This window comes from Mangrovicoccus ximenensis, assembly GCF_003056725.1.
GTDB lineage: Bacteria > Pseudomonadota > Alphaproteobacteria > Rhodobacterales > Rhodobacteraceae > Mangrovicoccus > Mangrovicoccus ximenensis.
Window position 1 is genome coordinate 1 of record NZ_QBKZ01000022.1, and the last position, 26,600, is coordinate 26,600.

The following is a 26,600-nucleotide window of genomic DNA, read 5'->3' on the forward strand; positions in this document are numbered from 1 at the left end:
GAGGCATCGAGATGGGCGCGCCAGGACGGACCCCGGTGGCGGGCATCCGCCAGGGTTTCTCCCAGCAACTCCGGCTGGTCATCGGCCAGAACCTTGATCAGCCGCGTGGCCTGGGCCAGATCCTTGCCGCGCTTGAGCCGTCCATCCGGGTCCCGGCGCCGACGGTCGGCGACGATCAGCTTGTGGATCGCGAAAGCCTCCGGGCGCGGGATCCGCACGAGCACGCCGCCTTGATACAGGGCTGCGGCGTGCACCGGATCGGCGATCAGGAAATTCAGGAAATGCAGGGACTGGGCGGAGACGCCGAGCGCCGGCAGGTCGCGCAGATCCTCCTCCTCGCGGAACGAGGGCGTGATGAACTCGACCGCCATGTCTCCGCGCATGTGCTTGAGCCGCCAGCACCGGTGCGGATCGAGGCTCGGGACCGGAGCGAAATCGAGCGCCCCGAGCGCCGCGACCATGCCGGGTTCGGCGGCATCGCCGATGGCCAGCGACAGGCGCTCGAAACTGGCAACGTCGATGTCCTGGGTCTGGGCCAGGTCCTCCGACGCGAAGGTGAGCCCCAGTTCGCCCTCGTAGAGCCGGAAGGCGGCGGTGCCGACGAGCACGCCGCCGACCTCGAAGGCCCGGGCCCGCGCCATGGCGGCGAGGGTGGCACCGGTCTCCCGGTCCATGGGCGTCATGCCCTCGGCGCGCAGCACGCGGACGAGCTGGGCCCGCCCGCGCCGGACCTCCGAGCGGACATGGATCGCCGACCCCTCCGCGGTGATCCCCGAGGTGATCCAGCGCCCGTCCCGGCGCAGCCGGAAGGGCTCGCCGGGCGCCGCCTGCAGCTCGGCATGGGCATGCATCTGCGCCACCTGCTCCGCCCCGCCACGCGCCAGGCTGTAGGCCAGGGAGCTGTCCGCATGGCCGAGATTGACGACGCCCCGCGTCGCCGTCCCGCGCCGGATCTTCGCGGCGGGCACCATGAAGCTCAGATCCATCGCCTCGAAATAGTCGCGCTGCCAGCCATCCTCGGCAAAGCTCTCGGCAGTCAGGGCCGCCAGCAGCACCGGCGAGAGGCCGGTCACCGGCAATGGCAGATCGACGGCCGCGGCGAACCGTTCCAGAGCCCGCTGGGAGCCCTCGCCCCAGAAACCGTCGAGCAGCCCGTGACAGAAGTTCTCCAGCGCCAGCCCCGCCTCCAGGAAGCGCGCTTCGCCGCGCGTCAGGCGATGCGGCTCGAAGGCCTCCCGCAGCGCCGCCGCCGGATCGGCGCGCAGCGGCGCCTGCGGGACTGCCGGCAGAAACGCGGACAGCAGGAGAACGGCAGACGCGCGCAGGCACGCCGGTACGGACCGGACCATGGACGGAAACACCTTCTGAACGTCCCGGATGGAAGCACGGCCCCGTCCTACGGCCCGTTAACGGGCCGCCGCCCGGGCGCAGAAGAGTGTCGCGGATTTTGGGAAAATCGGGCTGGTCACCGGGCCGGACCGGGTGACCTGCGGGGGCGTAACCCGTGGGTTACGCCCGCCGGTCTCAGAGCTGGGTAACCCGCGGGTTACCCTCTTCCTCGTGCAGGGCCGCTTCGAAGGCGCGGATCGCGCGCATCAGCCGGTCTTTCGGAATGTCGGCGAAATCGTCGCCCGACACGATCCGGCATTCGCCCTTGCGCGCGGTAACCTTGGTGGTACCGACATGGAACTCGTACTTCTCGCGGCGCTCGCGCTTCGGCCGGTCCTCCTTGCGGCGGTCGGCAATGAAATCCGACAGGACCTGCGCCTGGTCCTCGACCGCCGCGACCGCCGCCAGCGCCCGGCGCAGCCCGCCCACCCGGTCCGGCTGGGCCTTCATCGTGCGGACCACCTCGACACCGACATTGCGCGTCACCGCGCGCGGCCACTGCAGCGATGTGCCCAGTTCCGCAAGCAGGAAGACGAAGCTGCGGATGTAGCTGCGCTTCATCTTGTGGAGCGAGCCGTAGAGCCGCGCGACCAGCGCCTCGGCATCGGTCTCGGGCACATCCGGATCGGACGCCGCGGCCAGCGCGACCTGCGCCATCTCTGCAAATGTCAGGTCCTCTCGGACGACGTTTTCCTCGACCATGTCGACATAGCGCGCGACGCGGTCCTCGGTCTCGGCATTGTCGATCCGCGCGACGACCTCCGAGAAGGCGCGGTCGTCGGTCTCGAGATAGAGCTGCTTCAGCGCGGTGAGCCGGCGCCAGCCCTTCTTCAGCTGGTAGCGGCCCTTCGGGTCGAGGAAGACCTCGATCGGCTCGCGCTGGCCGCGGGCGCGGATCGACGCCTTGAGTTCCTCCATCTCGTCCGAGGAAGCGACGGCCTCCAGCTCAAGCCGGTCGCGGGGCAGGTCGTCGGTGCGCACGTCGCCGATCGACAGGCGGCGCAGCACCAGCCCCGAGGCCTCGGCCTCGCGGAACGCCTTGGCGTCCTCGGCATTGCGGCGGCGCTGTTCGACCTTGGCCTCGGTCGTCTCCTGCAGGCTCGCCGCCGCCTCGCGCACCGCCGCGCCCATCGGCCCGACCGAGCGTTCGCGGCGCTTCGAGGGCAGGCCGGTATCCAGCGCGTCGAAGCCGAACTTGTTGCGGTCAGCCATCGATCAGCTCCTTCTCGCGGGCGCCTTCCTCCCAGGAGGCCAGCACGGTCGCCTTGAATTCCTGGTAGGCGGCGTCGAAGCTTTGGCGCGCGCGCTTCCAGGTCTCGCGGGTCATCTGGCGGTAGTCCTGTTCATAGACCGACATCTGGAAGCGGCCCGACTGCTCGACCGCACGGGTCATCTCGATCGGGTGGTGACAGACATCGGCGCCGAAGACATTCCGGAACGCGCCCTGCATCGCGGCATGGAGCGGGTTGGAGGCCTCGAACCGGGTCATCAGGAGCTTGATGTCGCGGAACCGCTTCGGCAGCGACAGGCCGGCATCCTCGGCCAGCGTGTCGAAGCCGTCGGCGATATCCTGCATCGCGTCGCCGAGCTGGCCGAGGAAGGAGGTGGTCGAGTCGTATTCCCAATAGCCGGGGCCGGAGGGGATATAGAGGATGTCCGCGGCGAAGGCGGCGTTCAGCGACTGGTAGCCGATGGCCGGCGGGCAGTCGAAGATGATCAGGTCGTACTGGTCGTCCGGCAGCTCCGAGAGATAGCGGTCGACGCAGCCGAAGAAGCTCCAGGCCTTGTGCATAGAGCGGTACTGCGCCGAGGCGAATTCGACGAAGGCGGCATTGGCGCAGGAGGGGATGATGTCGATGGTCGGCCAGCAGGTCGGCTGGATGAAGTCCTGGAAGCGCTGCGCGCCAATCGACTGGACATCCTCGGGCAGCTCGTCCGAGGCGGGGTAGGGGCAGTCGTCCGGATCGTCATAGGAGGCGGCGATGCGGTCCGCCTCGCGGCACAGGTCCCGGCACATGATGCCCCAGACGGTGTTCCACTCCTTCACCTCGACGAGCCCCATGGAATGGGTCAGCGTCGCCTGCGGGTCGAAATCGACGCAGAGAACCCGGTAGCCGTCGAGCGCGGCAGCATTGGCGAGGTGCTGGGCAACGACCGTCTTGCCGACGCCGCCCTTGAAGTTCGACACGGCGATGCGGGTGGCGCGGCCCTTGGGACGGCGCGGCAGCAGCGACTTGCCGCGCAGCCGGATGCGGCGGCGCAGCTCGTTGATCTCTTCCAGCGTGAACCAGCGCTGGCGGCCGTCCTCCTCGGTCTCGCCCTGCGGCAGCGACGGGTCCTCGGCCAGCTTCTTGCGCAGCGTGTCGGCGGCAACGTCGAACATGAACTGGCTGATCTCCCAGATGGAGAAGCGGCGCAGCTCCTTGGTTTCGGCAGGCGAGAAGGTGGCGCGGCGCACGGCGGTCTGCTGGGCCAAGCTGCGCTCGTTCATGGTTTGTAGGTCGGTATGGTCTCTCATTTTCCGGCTGCTCGCGTTTTTTGTCACTGGCTCCTGAATAACGCGAAATCGGGAAACTGCAAAACGGCAATTCCGCGCGCGTTATTGCCGGCGCCGTCCGGAAAAAGACGGTCGAACGGGAATCGCCGAGTCGAAAAGGGGACAGGATTTCCGTGTCTTCCCGAAATAGGGTGACAGGAAAAGGCTTATTTGGTGACATCCAAAGAGTCCTGCTTCTCCTATGAGACTCTCCAATCCTGATTTTTCAGATCCGGAGGAACAAATCCCGTAAATCGCAGCGCGTTGACAGATTGCGGGACTTCGTGCTTCACTCCGCTCAACAGGAATCGAGGTCCCCGCAAAGAGGGAACCCGCATCGAGGCACAAGGCAGATCGCAGTCATGGACCGCGCACGCATCACCGGCCCCGGGGCCGGTGTCTGGAAATATGACATCCTCACGGCGCTGACGCTATGGGGACTGAACGGATCGCAGGGCGAGCAGGCCACGGCGATGCGGGTGATCGCCATGGTCACCGCCCGCTACAACTGGCAGCGCGACGAGGTGTCGATCGGCCAGCGCGACCTGGCGAAGCTCTGGGGTGTGACCGACCGGACGGTGAAGCGCGAGCTGAAGCGGCTTTCGGCGCTGGGATTGCTGGAAACGCTGCGGCCCGGGGTGCGGGGCAGGGTGGCCAGCTACCGGCTGGTGCCCGAGGTCGTGGCGGCGCTGTCGGCGCCTTATTGGGACCGGGTTGGGCCGGATTTCGCGGAACGCTTCGGCGCGCGGCGGACCGCCGCCGTGACGCAGGAAGGACCGCAGGTGCTGCGCGTCGATTTCCGCCAGGGACGCGAGGAGCCCGCGGCCGGCGATCCCTGGAGCCAGGTGCAGGCCAGGCTGCGCGCGGCTGCGCCCGAAGCCTATGGTGCCTGGTTCGCCGGTCTGGTGCTGCGCGATGCCAGCGAGGAGCGGGTCGAGATCGTTGCCCAGAGCGCCTTCGTGCTGCGCTATGTCGAGACCCATTTCGGCGAGATCCTGCGTGGCGCGGTGGCCGAAGCCTTCGGTCCGGAGCCCCGTCTGGTGCTGGCGATCGCGGGCTGAGGCCCGCCCCGCTCTGCAATCTCGGCGTGCATTCCGAAACTTGCATGTTATGGTTTCCGCGGAGATGGAGGCCGCCATCCGTTCCGGCGCGGCCTCCCGGGGGAGGACGACATGACGGGGGACTGGGAAGCACCGGAGGCGGAAACGGTGCTCAACATGGCGCATGAGGCCGTCGACCGGCATGTCGGAAACGGCCATGGCGGCGAGACCGCGATGCTCTGGCTCGGCAAGGACGGTTCGCGGCGCGAGATCAGCTATGGCGAACTGGCCGGGCTGAGTTCGCGCTTTGCGGACATCCTGGCGCGGCACGGGCTGCAGAAGGGGGACAGCGTCTTCGCTCTGGCCGGACGGGTGCCCGAGCTCTACGTCGCCGCGCTGGGAACGCTGAAGGCCGGGCTCGTGTTCACGCCGCTCTTCTCGGCCTTCGGGCCGGAGCCGATCCGGATGCGGATGGAGATCGGCAATGCCAAGGTTCTGGTCACCACCGAGGCGCTTTACCGGCGCAAGGTGGCGGCGCTGCGACCGCAGCTGCCCTCGCTGGAGCTGGTGCTGATCATCGGCGGCGAAGCGCCCGAGGACTGCCTGGCGCTCGGCCCGGCGCTGGAGGCGGCGTCGCCGGACCGCCCGGCCTCGGCGGCTGTCCCTTCGCGGGCAATCCCGCCGCGGCCGGCAACATCGCCACCGAGGAGCTGGCGCTGCTCTGCGGGCGGATGGGCATCGAGACCGGCATCGATCTCGGCGCGCTGATCGAAGCGGCCCGCCTGGCCGAGGAGATCGTCGGCCGGTCCCTGCCCGGCAAGCTGTCGAAGGCAGGCGTTTTCAATCCGCGCCGCTGAGGCGCTCCGCCGCGCGCCGCGCGGCCCCGAATGACGAGGGAGGAGTATCCCATGAAGAAAAGCGATTTGCCCGCGGGCATCGAGATCACCGAGGAACGCCGCCAGATCGCGGACTCGGTCCGCCGCATCTGCGACGGGTTCGACGACGAATTCTGGCTGGAAAAGGAGCGCAAGCACGAGTTCCCGCATGAATTCCACAAGGCGATGGCCGATGCCGGCTGGCTCGGCATCACCATGCCCGAGGAATATGGCGGCGCCAATCTGGGCGTGACCGACGCGGCGCTGCTGATGCAGACCATCGGAAATTCGGCCGGCGCGATCTCGGCCTGCTCGACGATCCACATCAACCTGTTCGGCCCCCATGCCATGGTCAAGCACGGCACCAAGGAGCAGAAGGACCGGATGATCCCGCCGCTGGTCGACGGCTCGCAGAAGGCCTGCTTCGGCGTGACCGAACCCGATGCCGGGCTCGATACCACGCATATCTCCACCCGCGCGGTGCGGCAGGGGTCGAACTACATCGTCCACGGCCAGAAGGTCTGGACCTCGACGGCGCAGAATGCCGACAAGATCCTGCTGTTGACCCGCACCACGCCGATCGAGGACTGCCGCAAGCCGACCGACGGCATGACGCTGTTCTACACCGATCTCGATCGCGCCAAGATCGACATCACCCCGATCGACAAGATGGGCCGCAACGCCGTCAACTCGAACTCGATCTTCATCGACGGGCTGGTGGTTCCCGAGGAGGACCGCATCGGCGAGGAAGGCAAGGGCTTCAAGCTGCTGCTCGACAGCCTCAATCCCGAGCGCGTGCTGATCGCCGCCGAGGCGATCGGCGTCGGCCGCCGGGCGCTGGAGAAGGCCGCCGACTATGCCAACGAGCGCGTCGTCTTCGGCCGCAAGATCGGCCAGAACCAGTCGATCCAGCACCCGCTGGCGCAGAGCTGGATGGCGCTCGAGGCGGCCGACCTGATGGTCTGGCATGCCGGCCGGCTCTATGACAGCGGCCAGCCCTGCGGCGCCGAAGCCAATGCCGCGAAATTCCTGGCCGCCGATGCCGCCTTCGAGGCCTGCGACCGCGCGGTGCGCACCCATGGCGGCTTCGGCTATGCCAAGGAATACCACGTGGAGCGCTATTTCCGCGAGATCGTCCTGCCGCGGATTGCCCCGGTGACCCGCGAGATGATCATGTCCTTCATTGCCGAGCGCGTGCTCGAGCTGCCGAAATCGTACTGACGGGAGGAAGGACAGACATGGCACATCAGGGACGCCTTGCCGGGAAGACGGCGCTGGTCACCGGCGCCTCCTCGGGGCTGGGGCACCACTTCGCCGAAGTCCTGGCGCGCGAGGGCGCCGCGGTGACCGCCGCGGCGCGGCGCACCGACCGGCTCGAAGAGCTGGTTGCCGGGATCGCGGCGGCTGGCGGCAGCGCCCGCGCCGTGGCGCTCGACGTGACCGATCCGGCAAGCGTGGCGGCCGCCTTCGAGGGCGCGGCACATGACATCGTCATCAACAATGCCGGCGTCACGGTGGACGGCCCCGCACTGAAAACCTCCGAGGAGGACTGGGCGCGGGTGATCGACACCGACATGACCGGCGTCTTCCGCGTGGCCCAGGCAGCGGCCCGCGCGATGACCGCCGCCGGACAGGGCGGCAGCATCGTCAACATCGCCTCGATCCTCGGGCTGCGCGTCGCCGGAAACCTCGCCGCCTATGCCACCGCCAAGGCCGGCGTCGTGCAGATGTCGAAAAGCCTGGCGCTGGAATGGGCGCGGCACGGCATCCGCGTCAACGCGCTCTGCCCCGGCTATATCGAGACCGATCTGAACCGCGATTTCTTCGCCTCCGAGGCCGGGCAGGCGCTGATCCGCCGCGTGCCGCAGCGCCGTCTCGGCCAGCTTCGCGATCTCGACGGCCCGCTGCTGTTGCTTGCCTCGGACGAGAGCGCTTTCATGACCGGATCGGTGATCGCCGTCGATGGCGGCCACCTGGTCTCTTCGCTTTAGGAACACCCCATGGATTTCACCATTTCCCCCGAGGTCGAGGATTGCCGCGCCCGGATCGCCAGGTTCGTCGAACGCGAGCTTCTGCCCCTCGAGGAGGACCGCGCCAATTACGACCCGCACGAGAACATCCGCACCGAAGTGCTGAACGACATGCGCGCCCGCGCCAAGGCCGAGGGCCTCTGGTGCCTGCAGCTGCAGAAGGAGACCGGCGGCCAGGGGCTCGACAAGGTCGGCATGGCAGTCTGCTACGAGGAAATGAACCGCTCGATCTTCGGGCCGGTCGTGTTCAATTCCGCGGCCCCCGACGACGGCAACATGCAGGTGCTCGAAAAAGTCGGCACCGCGGCGCAGAAGGAAGAGTGGCTCCAGCCGATCGTGCGCGGCGACGTCCGCTCGGCCTTCGTGATGACCGAACCCGCGCCCGGCTCGGGCTCGGATCCGGGCGGCATGATGCTGACCAAGGCGGAGCGCAAGGGCGACAGCTATGTCGTGCGCGGCCGCAAGTGGTTCATCACCGGCGCCGAGGACAGCGACCACTTCATCCTGATCGCCCGCACCTCCGACGATCCACGCAAGGGGCTGTCGGCCTTCCTGCACCGCCGCGACACCCCCGGCTTCCGCATCGAGCGGCGGATCCCGATCATGGGCCCCGAGGAACATGGCGGCCATTGCGAGGTGGTCTACGAGGACATGGAGATCCCGGCGGAGAACCTGCTGATGGAGGAAGGCGACGGGCTGAAGCTGACGCAGATCCGGCTCGGTCCGGCGCGTCTGACGCATTGCATGCGCTGGCTGGGCCTCGCCAAGCGCAGCGTCGAGATCGCCAGCGAATACGCCCATAACCGCTTTGCCTTCGGCGAGCGGCTGTCGAAGCGCGAAAGCGTTCAGATGATGCTGGGCGATCTCGGCATGCAGATCGAGATCGGGCGGCTCCTGGTGATGAAGGCGGCTTGGGAGCTCGACCGCGGCAGCTATGCCCGCAAGGAGGTCTCGATGGCCAAGGTCCATGTCGCCAACGTGCTGCACAAGGCCGCCGACACCGCGATCCAGATCAACGGCGCGCGCGGCTATTCCAAGGACACGCCGCTGGAATGGATCTACCGCTATGCGCGGCAGGCGCGGCTCGTCGACGGCGCCGACGAGGTGCACAAGATGGTGCTCCACCGCAGCATCGAGAAGGAAGGCCGCGACTTCTGGAAATGGGGCCTCGGCGCGTGATGCGCCCCTGCCCCGCCCGCCGAGGAGGAGACAAGCGACATGAGTGCTGACATCGATTTTGACCCCGAACGGCTCCGGGACTTTCTCGCGGAGCGGCTCGGCTCCGCCGGGGACATGGCGATCGAGCGGATCGCCGGCGGCCAGTCGAACCCGACCTATTTCGTCACCTGCGCCGGGCAGGAAATGGTGCTGCGCAAGCAGCCCAACGGCCCGATCCTGAAGGGCGCGCATGCCGTCGACCGCGAATACCGCGTGCTCGAAGCGCTGCATCCCGCCGGGGTTCCGGTGGCGCGGCCAATCCTCTACCACGCCGATCCGGACCTGCTGGGCACGCCCTTCTACCTGATGGAGCGCGTCCATGGCCGGGTCTTCACCGACTGCGCGCTGCCCGAGGTGCCGAAAGAAGAGCGCAAGGCGATCTGGCTCGGCCTCGCCGAGGCCATGGCCGCGATGCACAAGGTCCGCCCCGAAGAGGTCGGGCTCGGCGATTTCGGCCGTCCGGGCAACTATTTCGAGCGCCAGATCTCCCGCTGGTCGCGGCAATGGGAGGCCAGCCCCAGCGGCCCGATCCCCGAACTCGACCGGCTGGGCGCGTGGCTGCGCGAGAACCTGCCGCCGGATGATGGCGCAACCAGCCTCGCCCATGGCGATTTCCGCATGGGCAACGTCATCTTCCATCCGACCGAGCCGCGGGTGGTGGCGATCCTCGACTGGGAGCTCTCGACGCTGGGCCATCCGCTTGCCGATCTCGGATTCTGCGTGCTGCCCTGGCATACCGGCCCCGAGGAATACGGCGGCGTTCTCGGGCTTGACCGCGAGGCGCTCGGCCTGCCCACCGAGGAAGAGTTCGTCGCGCGCTACATGGCGTGCGCGCCGGGCACGCCGCCGCTGCTGACCTTCCACAAGGCCTTCGCGCTCTACCGCTTCTCGGTGATCTGGGTCGGCATCGCCGACCGGGTCCGCCAGGGCACCGCCGCCGGGGCGGATGCCGCGCGCCACGGCTCCATGGCCCAGCGGCTGGCCGCCCGCGGCATCGACGTAATCGAGGGCATGCCCGCGCTCTGAGCGCGGCAGGCCCGCCACGACAGGAACAGGCAGAGACAATGACTGATGTAGTTCTGGTATCCGCAGTCCGCACCGCGATCGGCGATTTCGGCGGCGCCCTGGCCGGGATGACCCCGACAGAGATGGGCGTGATCACCGCCAAGGAGGCGATCGCCCGCGCCGGGATCGACGCCGACGCGGTCGACCAAGCCTTCTACGGCAACGTGATCCATACCGAACCGCGCGACATGTATGTCTCGCGCACCATCGCCATCGGCGCGGGCGTGGCCGAACGCGCCCCCGCCCTGACCGTGAACCGGCTCTGCGGCTCGGGGCTGCAGGCGATCGTCTCGGGCATCCAGGCGCTGCGCCTCGGCGAGGCCGGGGTGGTGCTGGCCGGGGGCGCTGAAAGCATGAGCCGCGCGGGCTACCTGATGCCCGGCATCCGCTGGGGGCAAAAGATGGGCGAGACCCAAGCCATCGACATGATGACCGCGGTGCTGACCGACCCGTTCGGCAATGGCCACATGGGCGTCACCGCCGAGAACGTCGCCGAGAAATACGGCATCTGCCGCGAGGCGCAGGACGCGTTCGCCGTAGAGAGCCACCGCCGTGCCGCCGCCGCAATCGAGGCGGGGCTGTTCAAGGACCAGATCGTTCCGGTCACGCTGAAGACCCGCAAGGGCGAGCAGGTCTTCGACACCGACGAACATGTCCGTCCGGGCGCCACGCTCGAAGACATGGCGAAACTGCGCGCGGTGTTCAGGAAGGACGGCAAGGTCACCGCGGGCAATGCCTCGGGGATCAATGACGGCGCTTCCTCGGTGGTCCTGATGACCGAAGCCGCGGCAGTGGCGCAGGGCGCGGCGCCGATGGCGCGGGTGCTGGCGCATGGCCATGCCGGGGTCGATCCGCGCTACATGGGCATCGGACCGGTCCCGGCCATGCAGGTGGCGCTGGAGCGCGCCGGGCTGACGGTCGCCGATCTCGACGTGATCGAGTCGAACGAGGCCTTCGCCGCCCAGGCCTGTGCCGTCGCGGCCGAGCTGGAGCTCGACCCGGCCAAGGTCAACCCGAATGGCGGCGCGGTCGCGCTCGGCCATCCGATCGGCGCCAGCGGCACGGTCATCACGACGAAGCTCCTGCACGAACTGGTGCGCACGGGCGGACGCTACGGCGCGGCGACCATGTGCATCGGCGGCGGCCAGGGCATCGCGCTGATCATCGAGAACCTGGCACGCTGACGCCCCTGCAGCCAGCAGCGCGGGACTTGCAGCCCCCGCCTCACGAAAGGAAAAATCATGGAAGAACTGGATTTCTACAAGGCCGTGCCACAGTTCAGCCGCCTGCGCAGGGACGTGCTTTACGAGGACGTCTGGAAGCAGCCCGAACTGGGTCCGCGCGACCGCAGCCTGGTGACCTGCGCCATCCTCGGCGCGCTCGGGAAGAATGCCGAGTTGGAAGCCCACATGAAGAAGGCCATCGCCAACGGGGTGACGCCGGACGAGCTGCGCGGCCTCGTGGTGCAGCTCGCCTTCTACGGCGGCTGGCCCTGCGGCGTAAACTCCGCCAAGGCCGGACTGGAGATTTTCCAGTCTGGCGGCCCCGCGGAAACCGCCTGATTGGCGGGCGTGGCAGGCGGCTCGGCAAGCATCGCCACGGGACAGTCCCCCGCGGAAGGGGACGCTGCCATGGGACACGGGAGCGGCTCCACGCCGCCGGAAGACCAGGACGCGGGGAAGTGCCGGGACTTCCGCGCGTTCCGGCCGGCCGTCCCTGCCTTTTCTCATGAGTTACCGGGTCCGTCGTTCATGTTCGGGGTCGTCTGTTGCCCGCCATGCATGGCGGGCAACAGACGGCGGCGGCCGGACCGTGTCTGCCCAGGTCGACCGGACCGCGAGTGAGCAGGGCCGGCCGCCGTCGTCACCATGGGCCTGCACCGCCGCCCGGCAGCGCGTTGCATGGCAACGCCGCGGGAGGGGATGCGCGTGCTTGCACCGCGCATGGCAAGGACAGGACTGGCGAAGATGACGGATCATGCATCGGCATCGATATCTCGAAATCCCGTCCCGATGCCTTCCGCCTCGGGGAGGGCGCGGCGTAGCAGTTCGGGAACTCGGCGCGTGGTTTCCGGGCCCTGATCCGATGGCTGGGCAAGGCACCGCCGGCCCGCATCTCCGGGCCTTCGAGGCGGCGCTCCCGGGCAGGTTTCCGCTGGCCGAGGTCGCCCCGCTGCAGGACCGGCGCCTTGCCGGGGCGTGTGGCATGCGCGGCCCAGGACCGATGCGGCCGATGCCTCCCCCGCCGCCAGCGCGGCGAGGACGGCGACGGCCAGATGGTCCGGCTGCGACAGCCAGTGGCCGCCCGGTTCGGCGCCATGGCCGGGATGGGCCAGCGCCGCAGCAGGCGCCAGAAGCAGCAGGGTAGTCAGAACGCTCTTCATCTTGGTCTCCTCCCTCAGCGGACCTTGACGGTGGCCATCTCCTCGCCCTCGGGCGACATGACATGGGTGGAACAGGCGAGGCACGGGTCGAAGCTGTGCAGCGTGCGCAGGATCTCGACCGGCTCCTCGGGGCGTTCCATCGGCGTGTTCATCAGGCTGGCCTCGAAGGCGCCGATATTGCCCTGGGTGTCGCGCGGCGAGCCGTTCCAGGTGGTCGGCACCACGCATTGGTAGTTCTCGATCCGGCCGTCCTTGATCTTGATCCAGTGGCCGAGCGCGCCGCGCGGCGCCTCGGTCATGCCGACGCCCTGCGCCTCGGCGGGCCAGGTCGACGGATCCCATTTCTCGACATTCGCCGTGCTCTCGTCGCCGTTCTTGATGTTGGCGATGAGCTTGTCGAAGAAATGCTGCTGGAGACGCGAGCAGTATTCGGATTCGAGCGCCCGCGCCGCAGTGCGCCCCAGCGTCGAGAACACAGCGTCGAAGGGCAGGTCCATGGTGCGCAGGAGGCCGTCGACCTGGGTCTTGATGTCCTCGTGCCCCTTGGCATAGCCGATGATGTAGCGCGCGAGCGGGCCGACCTCCATCGCATGGCCCTTCCAGCGGGGCGCCTTGATCCACGAGTATTTCGCGGCCTCGTCGAGCTCCTCGATATTGGTGCGCGTGCCCTTGGCATTCGGCCCCAGCTCGTATTTCGCCTCGGTGACGCCGTCCCAGGGATGCAGCCCCTTGCCCGGTTCGCCATAGGTGTACCAGCTGTGATCGACGAATTCCTGGATCTGCTCGGGATCGCGCGGATCGACGTCATGCACCTCGGAGAGGTTGCCGTTGATGATCGCGCCGCGCGGCAGGTGCAGCTGCTCGGGGCTGAAATCGTTGGGATGCTCGGGGATGTCGCCATAGGCTAGGCAGGCCTGCGAGGAGAGACCGCCGCCATAGAGCCAGTTCTTGTAGAACCCGCCGATCGCGATCACGTCCGGGATATAGACGTTGCGGTTGAATTCGAGCCCCTGCTGGATGATCGACTGGACCATGTTCAGCCGTTCCATGTTGATCGCACCCGTCGCGCCCGTCGAATGGACGTTGATCGGACAGGGCACGCCGCCGACCAGCCAGTTCGGATGCGGGTTCTTGCCGCCGAAGATCGTGTGGAGCTTGACGACCTCCTTCTGCAGGTCGAGCGCCTCCAGGTAGTGGGTCGTCGCCATCAGATCCGCCTCGGGCGGCAGCTTGTAGGCGGGGTTGTCCCAATAGCCGTTCTTGAACAGGCCCAGCTGGCCCGATTCCACGAACTGCTTCAGCCGGTTCTGCACGTCGCGGAAATAGCCCGGGCTCGACAGCGGGTGCGACGGGCTGACCATCTGCTGCAGCTCGCTCGTCGCCTTCGGATCGGCGCGCAGCGCGTTGATCGGATTGACCCAGTCGAGCGCGTGCAGGTGGTAGAAATGCACGATGTGGTCGTGGATCTGCAGCGCCAGCTGCATCAGGTTGCGGATCGAGTTGGCGTTGTCCGGGATCTGGATCCCGAGCGCGTCCTCGACCGAGCGGACGGAGGTCAGCGCGTGGGTGCCGGTGCAGACGCCGCAGATGCGCTCGGTGAAGGCCCAGGCGTCGCGCGGATCGCGGCCCTTGAGGATGACCTCCAGCCCGCGCCACATGGTGCCGGTGGAGACCGCGTTGCGGATCACGCCGTTCTCGTCGACATTGACCTCGCAGCGCATGTGGCCCTCGATCCGGGTCACCGGATCCACGACGATGCGGCGGCCGCTATTGTCCAGCTCGAAGCCGTTCGGAGTCTGCACGACCATGGCTTACGCGTCCTCTTTCTTCTGGGTCTTGCGCTGCGCGGATTTGAGCGCGCTGACCGCGGCATGGGCGGCGACGCCGGCGCCCACGACGCCGGCCGCGGTGGCGCCGATCTTGTCGGCATTGGCCTCGACGCCGAACTGGGTCAGGTCGGTCACCCGGTCATAGAAGGTGCCCTGGTCCCAGAACCCGTCCTCGGAACAGCCGATGCAGCCATGGCCCGACTGGATCGGGAAGCTGACGCCCTCGTTCCAGCGCACGGTGGAGCAGGCATTGTAGGTGGTCGGGCCCTTGCAGCCCATCTTGTACAGGCAGTAGCCCTTGCGCGCGTTCTCGTCGTCCCACTGCTCGACGAACTGGCCGGCGTCGAAATGCGGGCGGCGGTAGCATTTGTCGTGGATGCGCTGGCCGTAGAACATCGCCGGGCGGCCCTGGCGGTCAAGCTCCGGCAGCCGGTCGAAGGTCAGCATGTAGGTGATCACCCCGGTCATCACCTCGGCGATCGGCGGGCAGCCCGGCACCTTGATGATCGGCTTGTCGGTGATGACCTTGTGCACCGGGGTCGCGCGGGTCGGGTTCGGCTTCGCCGCCTGCACGCAGCCATAGGAGGCGCAGGCCCCCCAGCTGATGATCGCCTTGGCGTCCTTGGCGGCATGGCGCAGCTGCTCGACGAAGGGCTTGCCGCCGACGATGCAGAACATGCCGTCCTCGTTCAGCGGCGGGTTGCCCTCGACCGCGAGGATGTAGTTGCCCTTGTATTTCTGGATGGTCTCTTCCAGCGCCGCCTCGGCCTGGTGGCCGGCCGCCGCCATCAGCGTGTCGTCGTAATCGAGCGAGATCATCGACAGGACCACGTCCTTCGCGAGCGGATGCGCCGAGCGGATGAAGCTCTCCGAACAGCAGGTGCATTCCAGCCCGTGGACCCAGATCACCGGGGTGCGGGGCTTGGTCTCCATCGCATGGGCGATCTTCGGCACGTAGGAGGGCGCGAGCCCCAGCGCCGCCGCCGTCAGCGAGCAGTATTTCATGAAGCTGCGCCGGGTGATCCCCTGCCGCCGCATCACATCGTAGAAGGTCTCGATCTGGCTCACGCTGGCCCTCCCTGTCGGTCCGGGACTCTGGATGCCGCGGCATGCAGAGCGTCCATGACAGCAAACCACAGCCGGGCCGGACGCACACAGGAAAGCCGGAGAAGGGCGGATTTGCCGATTAATTGACCGTTTTCAGAAACTTGCCGGCAGATGGCGGCGGCATCGCCCGGTCAGGCGGCAACCATCTGGCCAGAGCGCTGGTCAGCCGCCTTCCGGCCGGATGTGGCGCGCGGCGGCGGCCAGCGCCTGCCCCAGCGCCAGCGATCCGTCATTGGCCGGCGTGCTGCGGTGGAGCAGAACGGGGGTGTCGCCGAGCGCCCGGCCGCCGAGCGCGGCCGCCGCATCGAAGAGGTGCTGCGGCTGACCGGGCTCGGGGCCATGGCCGACCGCTATCCCCACCAGCTCTCGGGCGGGCAGGTGCAGCGCGGCGGCATCGCCCGCGCGCTGGCGGTGAACCCGGACATCCTCCTGATGGACGAGCCTTTCTCGGCGGTCGACGCGCTGACCCGCGAGGGCCTGCAGGACGAGGTGCTGCGGATCTGGTCGGAAAGCGGCAAGGCTGTGCTGTTCGTCACCCATGACATCGGCGAGGCGGCCTTCCTCGCCGACCGGGTGATCGTGCTGTCGGGCCGCCCCGCGGGGATTGCGCTGGACCTGTCGATCGACCTTCCGCGCCCGCGCGCCCGCGGATCGGACGCGCTGGGAGCCTATGCCGGGCAGATCGGCGCCGCGCTCTGAGGGCTGCGACCGGGCGGCCTCTGGCCTTGCTCTCCGGCGGGGGCCAAGCTGGCCGCGAAGCCGGAGAGGCGGCGGCGCCGCCCGGAAAGCGCAGCATGCAGGATTACTCGAAAGGCGCCGCCTGGATCGACGGGCGGATCATGCCGGTGGACCAGGCGAAGATCCCGGTCACCCATTGGGGCTACCGCCGCTCCGACGTGACCTATGACGTGGCCGGCGTCTGGGAGGGCAGCTTCTTCCGGCTCGACGACCATCTCCGCCGCTTCCGCGCCTCGATGACCCGGCTGCGGATGGATCCGGGCCAGAGCGACGATGACATCCGCGCCATCCTCCACCGGGTCGTGGCGGCCTCGGGCCTGCGCTCGGCCTATGTCGCGATGGACTGCCTGCGCGCGGTGCCGCCGCCCGGCGCCCCGCGCCATCCGGCCCATGCGCCCGCCTATCTGGTCTGCATGGCGCTGCCCTGGGCCTGGGTCGCGCCGCCCGAAATGATCGCCCGCGGCCTGCACCTGATGATCCCCGAAGTCCGCCGCATTCCGCCCGAGAGCGTCGATCCGCGGGTGAAGAACTTCCATTGGGGCGACCTGACCGAGGGCCAGTTCGAGGCCGGGGAGGCAGGCGCCGATTTCGCCATCCTCCCCGACGGCGACGGCAATGTCACCGAGGGCCCAGGCTTCAACATTTTCTGCATCCGCGACGGCCGCGTCATCAGCCCCGACCGCGGCGCGCTGGAGGGAATCACCCGCGCCTCGGTCTTCGAGCTTTGCGCAGAGCTGGGGATTCCGGTGGAGATCCGCCCCCTGCCGGTGGAGGAGTTCCGCGCGGCCGACGAGATCTTCGCCGCCACCACCGCCGGAGGGATCATGCCTGCCTCGCGGATCGACGGGCGGATCATGGGGAACGACCGGCCCGGTCCGCTGTCGATGCGGATCCACGACCGGTTCTGGCAGCGGCGCGCCGAAGGCTGGCACGCCACGCCGGTGGATTACGCGCTGGCCTGACCCAGCCGCGCCAGCGCCGCCTCCATCCGGTCATAGACCGCCTGCGGATCGCTGCAGCCGTTCAGCCACAGGCAGGTGTCGGGCCGGCCGGTCTGGCGCAGCCAGTCGACCACGGTCATGCCGGTGGTCAGCTCGCCCGCGCATTCGATGTCGACCGGGCAGAGCCGGCCCTCGAACAGCTCCGGCCAGATCAGCGCGGCGACGGCAACCGCATCATGCAGCGGCCGCGAGGCGGTGCCGTGCTTGGCATTGCCGTAGCGCTCGAAGAATTCCATCATCCCCGCGCAGGCCTGCATCACCGGCTGCGGATGCCTGGCCAGAACCTCCGACCAGCCGACCGGCGCCGCGCAATTGTGGGTGCAGTCGAGCGGCACGGCGGTCACCGGGATGCCCGATCCCAGCGTGATCCGCGCGGCCTCGGGGTCGACGAGGATGTTGTACTCGGCGGCCGGGGTCATGTTGCCGCCCTCGAAATAGCCGCCGCCCATGAAGACCACGCGGGCGATGTTGCCGGCGATCTCCGGCGCGCGGCGCAGCGCCATGGCGAAATTGGTCTGCGGGCCGAGGAGGATCATGGTCACCGGCTCTGGATGCGAGAGCACGGTCTCGATGATGAAATCGACGCCATGGCCCGGGGCAGGGCCGCCAGCCGCCTCAGCCCAGTCCCATCCGTCGATGCCGGTCTCGCCGTGGATTTCCGGCACCGGGCGGGGCGCGCGCATCAGCGGCCGGGCGCAGCCGGCATGGACGGGCAGGGCGCCGTGCCCGGCCAGTTCGACGATGCGGCGCGCGTTGTCGGTGGTCTGCGGCAGGCCCATGTTGCCCGCCACCGTGGTCAGGCCGAGGACCTCGAGTTCCGGCGCGGCCAGCGCCAGGAGGATCGCGAAGGCATCGTCCTGGCCGGGATCGGTGTCGATGATGACGGGGATGGGGGGCATGGTCTGTATCCCTGACCTGTTTTCATTGCGCCCACATCTGCAGCAGATCGGAACGGAGGCGAGAAAAAGTTTCACAGAAATGCACTTTTTTTGTCATCCGAGCGTCTCCTCGGGGCTTTGCGCTTCAAAAATCCGCGCCCTGCTGTTTCTGTATACAATATCCAGAACAGGAGATGCGCGATGAAGGGCGAATTCGACAACATCCCGGTGGTGGACCTTTCGGGTCTGGCAGCCGGGGCGGCGCCGGAAGCACGGGCGGCGACGGTTGCCGCGCTGAACGAGGCGCTGACCACCTCGGGCTTCGCCTATCTCGCGGGGCATGGCGTTCCCGAAGAGCTGGTCGAGCGCATGCGCCAGATGAACATGGCGTTCCACGACCTGCCGCTGGACGAGAAGATGAAGCTGAAGATCAACGGCTTCCACCGCGGCTACATGCCGATGTCGACCTCGACCATCGTGACCTCTTCGGTGGCCAAGGTGACGAAGCCGAACCAGTCCGAGAGCCTGATGATCATGCATGAGGTGCCCGAGGACGCGCCCTATGCCGGCGAGCCGATCCAGGGGCCGAACCAGTTCCCCGAGACGCTGCCCGAGCTGAAGGAGACCGCGCAGGCCTACATGGCGGCGATGACCGGGCTCGGCCAGCGCATCGCGGGCGGCATCGCCGAGGCGCTCGGCCTGCCGCGCGACTGGTTCGACAAGCATTTCGACAACCCGACCCTGTTCCTGCGGCTGCTGCACTATCCCGAGCAGCCCGACGAGGAGCAGCTCTTCGGTTCCGCGCCGCATACCGACTACGGTTTCGTCACGCTGCTGAAGCAGGACGATGTCGGCGGGCTCGAAGTGCGCAACAAGAAGGGCGAGTGGATCCCGGCGCCGCCGATCCCGGGCACCTTCGTGATGAATGTGGGCGACATCCTGGCGAAATGGTCGAACGGCCGCCTCGTTTCCACGCCGCACCGGGTGAAGAACCTGTCGAAGCGCGACCGCTATTCCCAGCCCTTCTTCTACGATCCGTCGATGTCGGCGCTGGTCGAATGCCCCGCCGAGATGCTGGCGGCAGGCGAGGTCGCGCAGATGGAGCCGGTGCTCTACGGCGACTACCTGATGGAGCGGCTGAACAAGAACTACGACTACCGCAAGAAGGCCTCCTGAGGGGTCCGCACCATGGCGATTGCCGACAGGGAAAAGGATACGCGCGAATGACCGAAATGAACCGCCGCACCATGCTCCAGGCCCTCGTGGCGCTCGGAGGCGCCTCGGTGCTGAACGTGCCCGCCGTGCATGCCCAGGCGCAGGACCTGGTGATCACCACCTATGGCGGGTCCTGGGAGAAGTTCTGGCGGGACATCCTTGTCCCGGGCTTCACCGAAGAGACCGGGATCGCGCCGCGGCTCGATATCGGCCTGGGCCGGACCTACACCACCAACATGCGCGCCGCCGGGGCGGAGAACCCGCCCTATGGCTGCCTGATGACCAACGAGATCTATTCGACCGTTCTGCGCGACGAGGGCTATTTCGAAAAGCTCGATCTCGACCTGGTGCCGAACTATGCCGATCTCTACCCGGTGGCGACCAAGGCATCTGATGGCTGGGCCGCCGTCGGGCTGATCTCGCCGATCGGCATCGGCTACCGCACCGACATGGTGTCCACCCCGCCGACCTCCTGGAAGGATCTGTGGGAAAATGAGGAGCTTCACGGCCAGCTCGGCCTCTACAACATCAAGAACTCGGCCGGGAAGATGTTCCTGATGCTGGCCTCGATGATCTACGGCTCGGGCATCCGCGACGTCGAGACCGGTTTCGCCAAGCTCGCCGAGCTCGGCCCGGTCTACCAGACCGACTTCAACATGAGCACCGCCATGGCCACCGGCGAGATCGCCGTCGCGCCCTTCGATTTCGGCGAGATCGCGCGGCTGCGCAACCAGGGCCTGCCGGTCGATTGCATCATCCCCGAGGAAGGGCTGATGATGTGGGACCAGACCTTCAACATCTGCGCCAACACCCCGGCGCGCGAGGCGGCCTACAAGTATCTCGACTTCGTGCTCGGGCCGAAGGGGCAGGAGCTCTTGATGAAGGAGTTCTTCGTCTCGCCGGTCAACCGGACGGTCACCGTGCCCGAGGAACTGAAGCGCGACGTTCCGGTCTCGGGCGAGGCCATGTCGCAGTTCATCGACTGGGACTGGGACTACATGAACGCGAATGCCGAGGAATTCGCCCGCCGCTGGAACGAGATCTTCGGCGCCTGATCCCCGCAAGCCCAAAGCCCCGCGCCCGGCCGCGCGGGGCCTGCCAGAAAGACCCCCTTCTCCATGACCGAAGTCTCCCTTCTCTCGCTCGTCAAATCCTATGGCGGCACCCCGGCGCTGCGCGGCATCTCGCTCAAGGTCGGGCATGGCCAGTTCGTCTCGCTGCTCGGCCCCTCGGGCTGCGGCAAGTCAACGACGCTGCGCTGCATTGCCGGTTTCGAGGAGGTGACCGACGGCCGCATCCTGTTCGACGGCAAGGACATTTCGCGCAAGCTCCCCGAGGACCGCGACATCGGCATGGTGTTCCAGTCCTATGCGCTCTTCCCGCACATGACGGTCGCGCAGAACCTCGCCTTCGGGCTGGAGATGCGCAAGGTGCCGAAAGCCCGGATCGCCGAGCGCGTGGCGAAGACGCTCGAGCTGGTGCAGCTGAGCCCATACGCGGAGCGCTATCCCAAGGCGCTGTCGGGCGGCCAGCAGCAGCGCGTCGCCCTGGGCCGCGCGCTGGTGATCGAGCCCGCGATCCTGCTGCTCGACGAACCGCTCGCGAACCTCGACGCCAAGCTGCGAGACGAGATGCGCGGCTTCATCCGCGACCTGCAGAAACGCGTCGGCATCACCACGATCTACGTCACCCATGACCAGAACGAGGCGATGACCATGTCGGACCTCGTCGTCGTCATGTTCGACGGCGACATCGCCCAGGCCGGCAGTCCGCAGGAGATCTACAACACCCCGGCGACCGAGCAGGTCGCGCGCTTCGTCGGCAATGCGAACATCCTCGACCTGGACGTGACCGCCTCCGGCGCGGGGACCGTGGAGATCGCGCTGCCTGGCGGCGCGTCGCTCGCCATCCCGGCCCCCGCGGCCCCGGCGGCGCGTTCCGGCATCATGGCAGCCCCCGGCCGGTGCGCGATCCGGACCACCGGCAGCAAGCGGGCGATGGTCTGCGATGCTGCGGGGCGCCCGGCCCGGCCTGAACCGCGCGGCTGCCGGTCCGGAAGGGGGCGGACAGGTTTCAGATGCCCTTGTGCGGCCCGATCCCCTCGGCGGTGACCGCGGTGTCGAGGGAGCTGCCAAGCTCGGCAGGGCGGAGCAGGGACGCAGGGTGGCGAGGCGCCAGGCATCCTCCGCACAGGCGATAGGCGTGAAGATCCGGAACGAATGAATGGATGCTTCGACGGCAGCGCCTGCCTTGGCGCGTTCGGCCGTTCCGGGGGCTTTGCAGGAAGAGAGGCATGCCGACCGATCTTTTCGCTCCGCGCGGCGGCCAGCGCGGCGGCGTTCCTTCCGGTGCGGGGCGCGGAGGCGTGGACCGGTTTGCGGGTGCTGCGGCTGCCGGGTTGCAGCTGAGGTCTGGTGGCATGGCGCCGCGACTGGCCGGAGGCCGGGTGGCCAGTGGCTTGCCATCGGCATTGCCCCGCCCGACCTCCGTCTCGGCACAAGTCCCGGAGGCACGCCCGCGGCGTGACGCCAAATCTGCCGAGAGGGGTCCGATCCCGTCGGTGCAGCCGGTCCGCCGGCCCGCTCGCCGATCATGTCCGGCCCCCGTCCTCGCGGCGGCGTCCTCCGGCGCTCCGGGCACGCCCGTTCCGCAGATGGCTGACGGAGCGGGCGAGGACCGGTCGATGTTCGCCCGGCTGGCCCCGCACCTGGTCCGCCAGCCGCGTCCGGCCGGAGAGCCGTCTCTGCCGGATCCGGCGGACAGCCTGTATCTCGAGTTGCTCCGGCGATTTCAGCGGCGCCGTGCTGAAAGCACGCCGATGGCGCGACCCGCATTGGCGGGCGGCCGGCCGCCCCGCAAATCGCCTCGGCGTCATTGCGGTCGTCCGGCGGGAAAACGGCGCACCGCGCCGTTTCCCGTTCCGCCTTGCCTCATGAATTTCCGGGGCCGTCGTTCCTGTTCGGGGCCGTCTGTTGCCCAGATCGACCGGACCGCGAGTGAGCAGGAGCTGCCGCCGTCTTCACCATGAGCCTGCACCGCGCATGGCAAGGACAGGACATGGCGAAGATGACGGATCATGCCATCGGCATCCCGGACTCCCGTCCCCACGCCGCCAGAAGACATTGGACGTCACCATCCCGCATCGCGGCTCCAAGGGGGCGCTGCACCTGCTCATCGACAATGAGGCATCGACCGCCATCGGTCCGAGGAGCTTCCAGCGGCTGCGCCATTGGTTCCAGCGCCGCTGGAGGCGCCGGATGGCATCAAGGTCGAGGGCGAAGGGGGCGGAGCGACCGTGGCCCCGGCGGGGCCGCGATTAGCCGGGTGTCCGGATTTTGGGGACCACCTCAGTTCGCACGAAGAACATGGCGAGCGGCCGCTTCCGCCCGATCGCCGACGGGTCTCCGCCGCGCCGCCGCAAGTCCGCTTCCCCTAGCCGACCACAGCCGGTCTCTCGTGCCCGACGCCGTCGCGAGCGGCCGAAAAGGGCTGGCTTGAGGCGCTCGGGGTGGCGCGGGCGAGCGGCAGGTTCCGACCCTTGGCGTGGCATGGTGATATCAGATAAACCATCGGCGCCAAGGCTAGGGTTCCGCGCCGCCGCAAGGCCGGAGAGAGCCCCACTTCTGCCGTTCGTGCGCACTGCAGCATTGATCGAGGAGGGCGGAAAGCCGCCATTCGCTGCATTCGCCGCCAAGGTCAGGTATGGGGTTAGCTGCTCTCCGCCGCGCTGTGCCACAGAGTTAGTTGAATTGACCTTGCGGCCTTTTGGTACGAGCCATTCCCGCCTTTCAACAAGGTGGATGCCTTAGCCATCTGCGGCCGCGATGCCGAACCGCTGGCGGTAGGCAGCGGGCGCGGCGCCGACGAGCTTTTGGAAGATCTTCCGGAAGGCCGCAGGATCGGAGTAGCCGACATCCCAGGCGATGCGATCCACCGGGTCCAGCGTGCGCTCGAGGCTTTCGCGCGCCTTGGCGATGCGCACCTGCTGAAGGTAGGCGTTGGGCCTGTGCCCGGTCGCGGCGGTGAACCGGCGCAGGAAGGTGCGTTCGGTCAACCCGGCGACGGCGTGCAGGTCGGCCTGCTGCAGGGCCTCTGTGAAGTGCGCGTGGAGGTGGTGCTGCGCCCGGCGGATGGCCTCGTCGCCATGGTCGAAGCGCGGGATGAAGGCCGCGAAGGGCCGTTGGCTGGAGCGCGGCGGGTCGATCAGCAAGAACCGCGCTGTGGCCAGCATGGTGGCGGGGCCGAGAAAGCGCTCGACGAGGGTGAGGCCCAAGTCGGTCCAGGCCAGGATGCCGCCCGCGGTGACGATGTCGCCGTCATCCAGCACCATCCGATCGTCAGCCACCTCGATATCGGGAAAGCGCCGGGCGAGCTGCGCGGCGAAGGCCCAGTGGGTGGTGGCGCGTCGTCGGCGCATCAGTCCCGTCTCGGCCAGAACGAAGGCGCCTGCGCAGACCGAGCCCAGCACGGTGCCCTCCGCATGCTGCGCGCGCAACCAGGCGGCGGCGGCAGGAAATGGCTCCATGCGCTCCGGCATCACAAGGCTCGGCGGAGCAATGGCATAGCTTAGCCTGTGCGGCAGGTCAGGGTGGCTGTCCCAGGTGCAGGTCACCGTCTCTTCGGTCGCATTCCAGTGCGACACACGGATCGTGCGCCCGTCAGCCCATTCGCCGGCGATGCGGAAGAGGTCGGTCATGCCGTAGATCGCCGAGAGCTGGCAGTCGGGGTAGATCAGCAGCCCGATCTCGGCCGCGGGTGCGGAGGCGCCAGTCGTCTTGGGTCTTGTCGTCATGCGTCCGGTCCCAGCCGTTTTCGAGGGTCGATATTATCCTGAAATCTAAAATTCCGCATCTCACTTTGTCCCGCTTATCGGAATACCCTCAGGGCCATAGCTTCGAGTCACAACGTAATCGGAGTGAAAACCATGCAATACTACCAAGTTTTCATCAGCGCCGAGCAGACCGCTCAGGCCTATCGCATCCTTGATGCGCTCATCGCCAAGCAGCTCGTCTTCGGCGGCCCCATCTTCGGTGGTCCGGCAAAGTTTCTCTGGAACTTCAAGGACAGCGACGTGCCCGAGAGCATGCGCAAGCCGAAGCTGCTGACGCTGGAGCAGGATTACAACTACATCATCAGCTACACCCGCGAGGACCTGAAGGAGGAGCTGATCGAAGTGGCCGAGGCCGCCTCGCTCGAAGAGGTCTGCATGATCTCCTTCCTGCCGATGGAAACCAACCGCTCGCTGCGCCTCCTGCTCGACGCCTCGTTCGAAGGCAAGGGCGAGCTGGCCGCGCCCGAGCCGGTCGATGCGACAGTGGCCCTCACCTTCGTGCCCGGCGAGCAGATCCCCGCGCGGACCAAGAGCTCGACCGGCGAGATCGGCACTCGCACCTGAAAGCGCCCCCGGCGGAGACCCCTCCGCCGGGCAGGCACCGAGTTGTCGGTGACAACTCGGCCAAGGAGGGGCGGTTTTCATCATTGTCAGTTTTGACCCGAAGGTTGTCAGATTCGCCACGCCTCTTGCTGCCGCGCCCCGTCTATCTCTGTCCACATCGAAACCGAAAGGACTGGCAATGACACCCGATTTCACAAGGCGGGTAATTCTCAAGGGCGCAACGGTTGCGGCCGCGCTCCTCACCTTGCCGACATCCATCCTCGCTCAATCAGAAGGACCTTTCACCATGGCTACGATCACCACCCGCGACGGCACCGAAATCTTCTACAAGGACTGGGGCCCGAAAGACGCCCAGCCCGTCGTCTTCCACCACGGCTGGCCTCTCTCCGGCGACGACTGGGACAACCAGATGCTGTTCTTCCTTGGCCAGGGCTACCGCGTCATCGCCCATGACCGCCGCGGCCACGGGCGCTCCGAGCAGGTCTCGGACGGACACGACATGGACCACTACGCCGCCGACGTGGCCGATCTGGCAAAGGCGCTGGACCTGCGCGATGCCATCCACATCGGCCACTCCACCGGCGGCGGCGAGGTGGCGCGCTACGTCGCCAATGCCGAGCCGGGCCGGGTCGCCAAGGCAGCCCTGCTGGGCGCGGTGCCGCCGATCATGGTGGCCTCCGAGACCAACCCCGACGGCATGCCGCTGGAGGTCTTCGACGGCTTCCGCGCCGCCCTGGCCGCCAACCGCGCCCAGTTCTTCCTGGACGTGCCCAGCGGCCCTTTCTATGGCTTCAACCGCGAGGGCGCCGAGGTCAGCCAGGGGCTGATCAACAACTGGTGGCGCCAGGGCATGACCGGCGGGGCCAAGGCCCATTACGACGGCATCAGGGCCTTCTCGGAGACCGACTTCACCGAGGACCTCAAGGCCATGACCCAGCCGGTTCTGGTGCTGCACGGCGAGGACGACCAGGTCGTGCCGATCGACAACTCGGCGCACAAGGCCATCAAGCTGCTGCAGAACGGCACGCTGAAGACCTACCCGGGCCTGTCGCACGGCTTCTTCGCCACGCACCCCGACCTGATCAACGCCGATCTGCTGGCCTTCGCCCGCAGCTGACGCCGCGACGGGCCGCGCCCACCGCCCTGGCGCGGCCTGACATGACCCGCGACGACCCGACACAGACCAGCCCAACCTTCATACCGAAAGGACCGATCCGATGACCAGGCTTCAGAATCTCATCGCTGCCGCCGCCGCGGCGGCCACCGTGGGCACCAGCGGCACCACCGATGCCTCCGCCCAGACCCGCATTCCCGACGACCAGACCATCCGCAGCGTGGTGCTGGTACACGGCGCCTTCGCCGACGCCTCCGGCTGGCGCGGGGTGTATGACGACCTCACCGCCCGCGGCTACCGCGTGACCATGGTGCAGAACCCGCTGACCTCGCTGGCCGATGACGTGGCCGCCACCAACCGCGCGCTGAACCGCCAGGACGGCCCGGCTATCCTCGTCGGCCACTCCTGGGGCGGCACGGTCATCACCGAGGCGGGCATCCACCCCAAGGTGGCCGGGCTGGTCTATGTCTCCGCACTCTCGCCGGATGCGGGCGAGACCACCGCGCAGCAGTACGACGGCTTCACCTCGCCGCCCGAATTCGTGCTCGACATCGGTGAGGACGGCTATGGCTACGTTGCGCCCGACAGCTTCCAGGTTGGCTTCGCCCATGACGTGAGCGACGCGGACGCCGCCTTCATGCGCGACGCCCAGGTGCCGATCAACATGGATGTCTTCGGCACGGTGCTCGAAAACGCCGCCTGGCGGACCAAGCCGAGCTGGGCCGTCATCGCCACCGAGGACAAGGCCTTCGCGCAGAAAATGCTGCACCACATGGCCGACCGCATC

Annotated in this window: 24 protein-coding genes; 17 read left to right on the plus strand and 7 right to left on the minus strand. The window is 67.9% G+C overall.

Annotated elements, in window-relative coordinates; translation table 11 throughout:
* The 3 genes from C7T91_RS25220 to C7T91_RS25230 form a co-directional block, all read right to left on the minus strand.
* Positions 1–1,349, minus strand: a 1,349-nt coding sequence (locus tag C7T91_RS25220; protein WP_108262315.1) for a GSU2403 family nucleotidyltransferase fold protein, incomplete at its 3' end; no start/stop codon positions are given.
* Between the two features lie 175 nt (positions 1,350–1,524).
* Entirely contained in the window at positions 1,525–2,601 is a 1,077-nt protein-coding gene (locus C7T91_RS25225; protein ID WP_108262317.1) for a ParB/RepB/Spo0J family partition protein, read from the minus strand.
* A complete protein-coding gene (locus C7T91_RS25230; protein WP_108262319.1) occupies positions 2,594–3,907 on the minus strand; it encodes an AAA family ATPase in 1,314 nt (437 codons plus the stop codon). The genes C7T91_RS25225 and C7T91_RS25230 overlap by 8 nt, the downstream gene beginning before the upstream one ends.
* Positions 3,908–4,287: 380 nt before the next feature.
* Here C7T91_RS25230 and C7T91_RS25235 point away from each other — a divergent pair, with 380 nt between their 5' ends.
* From C7T91_RS25235 to C7T91_RS25270, 9 genes are all read left to right on the plus strand, one after another.
* Positions 4,288–4,986 carry a DnaA N-terminal domain-containing protein gene (locus tag C7T91_RS25235; RefSeq protein ID WP_108262321.1) on the plus strand — a complete coding sequence of 233 codons (699 nt, stop codon included), beginning with the start codon at positions 4,288–4,290 and terminating at the stop codon, positions 4,984–4,986.
* 111 nt (positions 4,987–5,097) lie between these two features.
* Complete coding sequence (locus C7T91_RS25240; protein WP_108262323.1) at positions 5,098–5,733, plus strand: AMP-binding protein; 636 nt, start codon at positions 5,098–5,100, stop codon at positions 5,731–5,733.
* Positions 5,697–5,822 (plus strand): hypothetical protein, encoded by a 126-nt coding sequence (locus C7T91_RS38115; protein WP_269102529.1) that lies wholly within the window; start codon positions 5,697–5,699, stop codon positions 5,820–5,822. Before C7T91_RS25240 ends, C7T91_RS38115 begins: the two co-directional genes overlap by 37 nt.
* 51 nt (positions 5,823–5,873) lie before the next feature.
* A complete protein-coding gene (locus C7T91_RS25245; RefSeq protein WP_108262325.1) occupies positions 5,874–7,061 on the plus strand; it encodes an acyl-CoA dehydrogenase family protein in 1,188 nt (395 codons plus the stop codon).
* 17 nt (positions 7,062–7,078) lie between these two features.
* A complete protein-coding gene (locus C7T91_RS25250; protein ID WP_108262327.1) occupies positions 7,079–7,831 on the plus strand; it encodes an SDR family NAD(P)-dependent oxidoreductase in 753 nt (250 codons plus the stop codon).
* Between the two features lie 9 nt (positions 7,832–7,840).
* Positions 7,841–9,049 carry an acyl-CoA dehydrogenase family protein gene (locus tag C7T91_RS25255; RefSeq protein ID WP_108262329.1) on the plus strand — a complete coding sequence of 403 codons (1,209 nt, stop codon included), beginning with the start codon at positions 7,841–7,843 and terminating at the stop codon, positions 9,047–9,049.
* A 39-nt stretch (positions 9,050–9,088) separates the two neighbouring features.
* Positions 9,089–10,114, plus strand: a complete 1,026-nt coding sequence (locus tag C7T91_RS25260) for a phosphotransferase family protein (protein WP_108262331.1) — start codon at positions 9,089–9,091, stop codon at positions 10,112–10,114.
* A gap of 38 nt (positions 10,115–10,152) precedes the next feature.
* The gene (gene bktB / locus C7T91_RS25265) at positions 10,153–11,337 is read left to right on the plus strand and encodes a beta-ketothiolase BktB (protein WP_108262333.1); all 1,185 of its coding nucleotides are present in this window, start codon (positions 10,153–10,155) and stop codon (positions 11,335–11,337) included.
* Positions 11,338–11,394: 57 nt separating this feature from the next.
* Positions 11,395–11,715, plus strand: coding sequence for a carboxymuconolactone decarboxylase family protein (locus tag C7T91_RS25270; protein ID WP_108262335.1), 321 nt, complete (start codon positions 11,395–11,397; stop codon positions 11,713–11,715).
* An 835-nt stretch (positions 11,716–12,550) separates the two neighbouring features.
* Here the strand turns inward: C7T91_RS25270 and C7T91_RS25275 are convergent.
* Together C7T91_RS25275 and C7T91_RS25280 are read right to left on the minus strand one after the other, a co-directional pair.
* On the minus strand, positions 12,551–14,344 hold the full coding sequence (locus tag C7T91_RS25275; protein ID WP_108262337.1) for a nickel-dependent hydrogenase large subunit: 1,794 nt from the start codon (positions 14,342–14,344) through the stop codon (positions 12,551–12,553).
* A 3-nt stretch (positions 14,345–14,347) separates the two neighbouring features.
* Positions 14,348–15,433, minus strand: a complete 1,086-nt coding sequence (locus tag C7T91_RS25280; protein ID WP_108262339.1) for a hydrogenase small subunit — start codon at positions 15,431–15,433, stop codon at positions 14,348–14,350.
* A gap of 288 nt (positions 15,434–15,721) precedes the next feature.
* Here C7T91_RS25280 and C7T91_RS25285 point away from each other — a divergent pair, with 288 nt between their 5' ends.
* Both C7T91_RS25285 and C7T91_RS25290 read left to right on the plus strand, forming a co-directional pair.
* Positions 15,722–16,171, plus strand: a complete 450-nt coding sequence (locus C7T91_RS25285) for an ABC transporter ATP-binding protein (RefSeq protein ID WP_330848891.1) — start codon at positions 15,722–15,724, stop codon at positions 16,169–16,171.
* 95 nt (positions 16,172–16,266) lie between these two features.
* A complete protein-coding gene (locus C7T91_RS25290) occupies positions 16,267–17,172 on the plus strand; it encodes an aminotransferase class IV (RefSeq protein WP_108262343.1) in 906 nt (301 codons plus the stop codon).
* Here the strand turns inward: C7T91_RS25290 and C7T91_RS25295 are convergent.
* The gene (locus tag C7T91_RS25295) at positions 17,157–18,110 is read right to left on the minus strand and encodes a nucleoside hydrolase (RefSeq protein ID WP_108262345.1); all 954 of its coding nucleotides are present in this window, start codon (positions 18,108–18,110) and stop codon (positions 17,157–17,159) included. The genes C7T91_RS25290 and C7T91_RS25295 overlap by 16 nt on opposite strands.
* A 180-nt stretch (positions 18,111–18,290) precedes the next feature.
* Here C7T91_RS25295 and C7T91_RS25300 point away from each other — a divergent pair, with 180 nt between their 5' ends.
* The 3 genes from C7T91_RS25300 to C7T91_RS25310 all read left to right on the plus strand — a co-directional run bounded on the left by C7T91_RS25300 (position 18,291) and on the right by C7T91_RS25310 (position 21,415).
* Complete coding sequence (locus C7T91_RS25300) at positions 18,291–19,265, plus strand: isopenicillin N synthase family dioxygenase (RefSeq protein ID WP_108262347.1); 975 nt, start codon at positions 18,291–18,293, stop codon at positions 19,263–19,265.
* Between the two features lie 47 nt (positions 19,266–19,312).
* Entirely contained in the window at positions 19,313–20,359 is a 1,047-nt protein-coding gene (locus tag C7T91_RS25305; protein WP_108262349.1) for an ABC transporter substrate-binding protein, read from the plus strand.
* A gap of 63 nt (positions 20,360–20,422) precedes the next feature.
* A complete protein-coding gene (locus tag C7T91_RS25310) occupies positions 20,423–21,415 on the plus strand; it encodes an ABC transporter ATP-binding protein (RefSeq protein WP_108262351.1) in 993 nt (330 codons plus the stop codon).
* 1,694 nt (positions 21,416–23,109) lie between these two features.
* Here C7T91_RS25310 and C7T91_RS25320 read toward each other — a convergent pair.
* Positions 23,110–24,096 carry a GlxA family transcriptional regulator gene (locus C7T91_RS25320; protein WP_108262355.1) on the minus strand — a complete coding sequence of 329 codons (987 nt, stop codon included), beginning with the start codon at positions 24,094–24,096 and terminating at the stop codon, positions 23,110–23,112.
* A gap of 132 nt (positions 24,097–24,228) precedes the next feature.
* Between C7T91_RS25320 and C7T91_RS25325 the strand changes: the two genes are divergently transcribed.
* From C7T91_RS25325 to C7T91_RS25335, 3 genes are all read left to right on the plus strand, one after another.
* Complete coding sequence (locus C7T91_RS25325) at positions 24,229–24,699, plus strand: hypothetical protein (RefSeq protein ID WP_108262357.1); 471 nt, start codon at positions 24,229–24,231, stop codon at positions 24,697–24,699.
* 286 nt (positions 24,700–24,985) lie between these two features.
* On the plus strand, positions 24,986–25,816 hold the full coding sequence (locus C7T91_RS25330) for an alpha/beta fold hydrolase (protein WP_201742258.1): 831 nt from the start codon (positions 24,986–24,988) through the stop codon (positions 25,814–25,816).
* A 100-nt stretch (positions 25,817–25,916) separates the two neighbouring features.
* A partial coding sequence (locus C7T91_RS25335) for an alpha/beta hydrolase (protein ID WP_108262361.1) occupies positions 25,917–26,600 on the plus strand: 684 nt, incomplete at its 3' end.

Excerpts from the sequence above, each read along its gene's own strand:
- C7T91_RS25225 (WP_108262317.1), bottom strand. The coding sequence starts at position 2,601 with ATGGCTGACCGCAACAAGTTCGGCTTCGACGCGCTGGATACCGGCCTG.
- C7T91_RS25230 (WP_108262319.1), bottom strand. The coding sequence starts at position 3,907 with ATGAGAGACCATACCGACCTACAAACCATGAACGAGCGCAGCTTGGCC.
- C7T91_RS25235 (WP_108262321.1), top strand. The coding sequence starts at position 4,288 with ATGGACCGCGCACGCATCACCGGCCCCGGGGCCGGTGTCTGGAAATAT.
- C7T91_RS25240 (WP_108262323.1), top strand. The coding sequence starts at position 5,098 with ATGACGGGGGACTGGGAAGCACCGGAGGCGGAAACGGTGCTCAACATG.
- C7T91_RS38115 (WP_269102529.1), top strand. The coding sequence starts at position 5,697 with ATGGGCATCGAGACCGGCATCGATCTCGGCGCGCTGATCGAAGCGGCC.
- C7T91_RS25245 (WP_108262325.1), top strand. The coding sequence starts at position 5,874 with ATGAAGAAAAGCGATTTGCCCGCGGGCATCGAGATCACCGAGGAACGC.
- C7T91_RS25250 (WP_108262327.1), top strand. The coding sequence starts at position 7,079 with ATGGCACATCAGGGACGCCTTGCCGGGAAGACGGCGCTGGTCACCGGC.
- C7T91_RS25255 (WP_108262329.1), top strand. The coding sequence starts at position 7,841 with ATGGATTTCACCATTTCCCCCGAGGTCGAGGATTGCCGCGCCCGGATC.
- C7T91_RS25260 (WP_108262331.1), top strand. The coding sequence starts at position 9,089 with ATGAGTGCTGACATCGATTTTGACCCCGAACGGCTCCGGGACTTTCTC.
- bktB (WP_108262333.1), top strand. The coding sequence starts at position 10,153 with ATGACTGATGTAGTTCTGGTATCCGCAGTCCGCACCGCGATCGGCGAT.
- C7T91_RS25270 (WP_108262335.1), top strand. The coding sequence starts at position 11,395 with ATGGAAGAACTGGATTTCTACAAGGCCGTGCCACAGTTCAGCCGCCTG.
- C7T91_RS25275 (WP_108262337.1), bottom strand. The coding sequence starts at position 14,344 with ATGGTCGTGCAGACTCCGAACGGCTTCGAGCTGGACAATAGCGGCCGC.
- C7T91_RS25290 (WP_108262343.1), top strand. The coding sequence starts at position 16,267 with ATGCAGGATTACTCGAAAGGCGCCGCCTGGATCGACGGGCGGATCATG.
- C7T91_RS25295 (WP_108262345.1), bottom strand. The coding sequence starts at position 18,110 with ATGCCCCCCATCCCCGTCATCATCGACACCGATCCCGGCCAGGACGAT.
- C7T91_RS25300 (WP_108262347.1), top strand. The coding sequence starts at position 18,291 with ATGAAGGGCGAATTCGACAACATCCCGGTGGTGGACCTTTCGGGTCTG.
- C7T91_RS25305 (WP_108262349.1), top strand. The coding sequence starts at position 19,313 with ATGACCGAAATGAACCGCCGCACCATGCTCCAGGCCCTCGTGGCGCTC.
- C7T91_RS25310 (WP_108262351.1), top strand. The coding sequence starts at position 20,423 with ATGACCGAAGTCTCCCTTCTCTCGCTCGTCAAATCCTATGGCGGCACC.
- C7T91_RS25320 (WP_108262355.1), bottom strand. The coding sequence starts at position 24,096 with ATGACGACAAGACCCAAGACGACTGGCGCCTCCGCACCCGCGGCCGAG.
- C7T91_RS25325 (WP_108262357.1), top strand. The coding sequence starts at position 24,229 with ATGCAATACTACCAAGTTTTCATCAGCGCCGAGCAGACCGCTCAGGCC.
- C7T91_RS25330 (WP_201742258.1), top strand. The coding sequence starts at position 24,986 with ATGGCTACGATCACCACCCGCGACGGCACCGAAATCTTCTACAAGGAC.